Here is a 3,860-nt window from a genome sequence, read left to right as displayed (position 1 = left end):
GGCGGGTTCGCCGTCAAGGTCGCCCTGCACGCGGGCATGGCCCTGCTGCCCGACGACGTCCTCCTCGCCCTCGTGGGCGCGGCGCACGCCGCGGGGCTGCCGGTGCTGGTGCACGCGGAGGGCACGGGCCAGGCGGAGCGCGCGATCGATGCGGGCGCGGACACCCTGGTGCACGTGCCGTGGACCGAGGAGCTGCCGGCCGGCGTGATCGCCCGGGCAGCGCACATGACCTGGATCTCGACCCTGGCGATCCACGACGCGCCGGGCGGGTCGGCCGGCCTGACGCTCGCGCTCGCCAACGCGCGACGGTTCGCCGCGGCGGGCGGGCGGCTCGTGTACGGCACGGACATGGGCAACGGTCCGACGCCGGTCGGGGTCAACGAGCGCGAGATCGAGCTCCTCGGGACGGTGCTCACGGGAGAGGCACTGCGCCGTGCCGTCCTCGGGCCGGTCGACGCGGTGCCTGCGCTGGCGGCTCCGCTGCCGGTGCCGGAGACGGCGTCCGCCCTGATCGCGTGGCTCAGTGCATCCACCAGGCTCTGAGCCTTCGCCGGTCGGGCTCGTCGAGGTCTCGGTCTCGACAAGCCCGACCAGCGGGTACCGCCTCCTACCTCAGTTGCGGTTGATCGTGAACGTCGACGTCGGGTTCTCGATGTCGCGGAAGTTGTTCCCGAACGTCAGCCCGTTGAACGTGGCCGACCCGACCGCCGGGCCCTGCCCCGCCTCCGGCAGCGGGTTGGCCCAGATGCCGTAGCCGGACTTCGCGTCGTACTGGTCACCGCTGCGCTGGGCGCCGGTGATCGACACGTCCGTGAACACCGTGTCCTGGACCGGGTTCACCGGCTGTCCGCCGACGTACTGGGTCTGGAACATGATCCCGGAGTACGTCGGGTCCACGATGTCCAGGTCGTTCACCCGGATGGCCGTGAACGTCTTGGACGCCGAGAACAGCCACACCGCCGGGAACACCTGCGCGCCCCAGAAGTGCCCGCCGGAGCGCACCACGGAGATGCCCTCGAAGACGGTCGGCGCCGGGCCGAAGCCTTCCATCGGGTACCCGAAGTCCAGCGAGCTGATGGTCACGCCCGAGTACACGAGCGTGTCGGCGATGTAGATGTTGCGGAACGTGTTGTCCTGCCCGCCGTAGACGGCCAGGCCCGCCGCCCGCCAGGTGTTGGTGGACGTCAGGTTCTCGAACACGTTGCCCCGCTGGCCGCTACCGCCGGCGTCGGTCGCCGCGAACAGCGCGAACGAGTCGTCGCCGGTTCCGCGCGCCTGGTTGTTGTGCACGTGGTTGTTCGCGCTGCCGTTGGTCATGTTCAGCGCGTCGGCGAACGTGTTCCGGATGCGGGAGTCCTTGATCTCCGAGTCGTCCATGTTGGCCGCCCAGAACATGCAGATCATGTGCTCGACCCAGATGTTGTCGATCGTCATGTCGCGCACGTTGGCGAAGTCGAAGACCTTGCCCGGGCCGTCGATGCGCGAGGTGTAGTTGCCGAAGTACGCGAAGTCACGGAACGTCGAGCCGTTCGCCGTCCCCTCGGCCCGGAAGCCGATGTCCGTGTTCTCCTGGCCGGCCGGCGCGTGGAACCGCGTGAACCAGGGCCCGGCGCCCACGATGTCGACGGCCTTGCCGTACACCTGGAACTTGCTCGCCGTCTGGTAGTCACCCGCCGGCAGGTAGACGCCGGCCAGGTTGCCGGTCGTGTCCATGCGGAACCGGTCGAGCGCGTTCTGCACGTCCTGGTGCGTGAAGCCCGCGGGCTCGACATACCTGGCCGGGTCGGGGTTGCCCTGCGCCGTCGCCTGCTCCAGGTCGACGAAGTCGACGGTGTACGGGCCGGGGTTGCTCGCCGTCTTCTGCAGCCGGATCGTCGAGCCCGCCGGGACGTTCCGCCCGAGCAGCGCGTTGGCCTCGTCGTAGATGTGTCGCGGGGCGCCCTGGCCGGGCTGGTTGCCCGGGCTCGCCTCGTTCCCGTACAGCCACGCGTAGCGCGAGGTCAGATCGATGTTCTTGACGAACTGTCCGTCCACATAGACCCCGAGCGAGCCGGTGGTGCCGCCACCGCCCGCGGCGTCCGGCATGGAGAAGCGCACCACCAGGGAGTTGGTGGGAGCCCGCGTGGTCCACTCGACGTACGCGCCGGTCTGGCCCAGCGTGACCGCCTTCCGGCCGGACGCCTCGCCGGCCAGGTCGCCCACCACCCGGTTGGGCCCGACGGCGGTCGCGCCGCCACCGGACGCGCCGTCCTCCGCCTCGTAGGTGTCGAACGGCATGTTGGCGCCGCGGCCGACGAACAGCGACCGCGTGACCTCGTTGTTCGCCCGCTTGGCCGCGACCTCGGTCGGGTCGGGGGCCGCCGTCACGGTGACGTCGAACGAGCCGTCGGCCGCGGTCCACGTGCCCAGGTTCACGCTCTGGCTGGTGGCGCCGGGCGCGATGGCGCCGGAGACCGAACCCGTCAGCGTGCGCACCACCGTGCCCGAACCGTTCCGCAGCACGACCGTCAGACCGTGTGCGCCGGACGACGCCGCGAGCGAACCACGGTTCGCGATGGTCGCCGAGAAGGTGACCGCCTCGCCGGCGGCAGGGGTGGACGGCGTCCACGACACGGTCGGGACCAGGTCCGAGCTGGCGACCTCGGTGACCACCAGCGGGTCCGGCCGCGTATAGCCGTTGTCGCTCTCGGACTGCTCGGCCACGGCACCCGACGGGTCCGCCTCTGCGCCGATCTCGTACGACCCGGCCGTCAACGTGCCGACGTCGGCCGTGACCGTGGCCTGTGCGCCCGCGGCGAGCGTGCCCACCTGGCCGGTTGCCACCTCGTCGCCGTCCACCGTGAACGAGACGTCGGTGGCCGTCGAGGCCCGCGTGCCGATGTTCTTCACGACGGTGGACAGGGTCACGTCGTCCGACTCCGTGGGCGACGCCGGGGTGGCCGTGACGCCCGTGACCGTCAGGTTGGGGTTGGCCGCCGGGGTGCCGAACACCTGCAGCTCCGCCACCTGACCGTTGCCCGAGCCCGTGTTCGCCGTGAACCGGAGGCGCACCTCCCGCGCGGTACCCGTGACCGGCACGGTCACCGTGTTGCCCGTCGCGGGGGAGAAGGCGCGCGCGGCCGACGGCGCGAGCGTCGCCCACGCGTCACCCGACCCCGTGCGGCCCTGCACCTCGAAGGTCTGCGTGCGCGGCCCCCAGGCCGTGGCAGGCGGCAGCTTCACGACGACGGCGCTCAGCTCCGCCGCGGACGCCAGCGTCACCGCGAGCGTGCTCGGGTACTGCCCGCCCGCACCCTCCCAGTAGGTGCCCGTGTTGCCGTCGGTGGCGTTCGCCGCGACGTACGTCCACTCCGTCGACGACGCCGCCACGGGGCGGCCCGCCGCGAGGTCCGTGCCGTCGGCCGGCTCCTCCGGGTCGGGGGCGTCGCGGGTGCCACGCACCTCCAGCTCCGAGAGCTGGCCCGCCGGCCAGCCCGTGTTCGCCGTGATCGCGACCCGCACGTACCGGGCCTCGGTGTTCGGCACGTCGATCGTCACCGTGTTACCCGACGCCGGGTCGAACCGGCGCTGGGCGCTCGCGGCGAGGGTGGTGAAGGTGGAGCCGTCGGTACCTGCCTGCACCGACAGGGTCTGCGTGCGGGCCTCCCACGACGCGGGCAGCTTGAGCACGACCTCCTCGACGGTGGCGCCCGAGCCGAGGTCGACCTGGGCCCACTGCGGCAGGCTGCCGTTGGTCGACTCCCAGTACGTGCCGGCGTTCCCGTCTGTGAGGTTGTCGGCCAGGTAGGGAGCGTTGGCGCTGCTGGCCGCCGCGGCGGCGCCCGTGGACAGGACGCCGGGCGCGGCGCTGGCCGGCGCCG

1 protein-coding gene and 1 pseudogene are annotated in these 3,860 nt (G+C 72.1%); one reads left to right on the top strand and one right to left on the bottom strand.

What is annotated here, in order from left to right:
- Positions 1-543: pseudogene (locus PROKR_RS17470) on the top strand (amidohydrolase family protein); the annotation flags it as partial.
- Positions 544-612: 69 nt separating this feature from the next.
- Here PROKR_RS17470 and PROKR_RS17465 read toward each other — a convergent pair.
- On the bottom strand, positions 613-3,860 hold a 3,248-nt coding region (locus tag PROKR_RS17465), incomplete at its 5' end, for a discoidin domain-containing protein (protein WP_051433094.1).

It is taken from the genome of Promicromonospora kroppenstedtii DSM 19349, from assembly GCF_000515355.1.
Taxonomy (GTDB): Bacteria; Actinomycetota; Actinomycetes; order Actinomycetales; family Cellulomonadaceae; genus Promicromonospora; species Promicromonospora kroppenstedtii.
The sequence above is the reverse complement of the archived record's forward strand: the minus strand, read 5'-3'. Positions and strand labels throughout refer to the sequence as shown.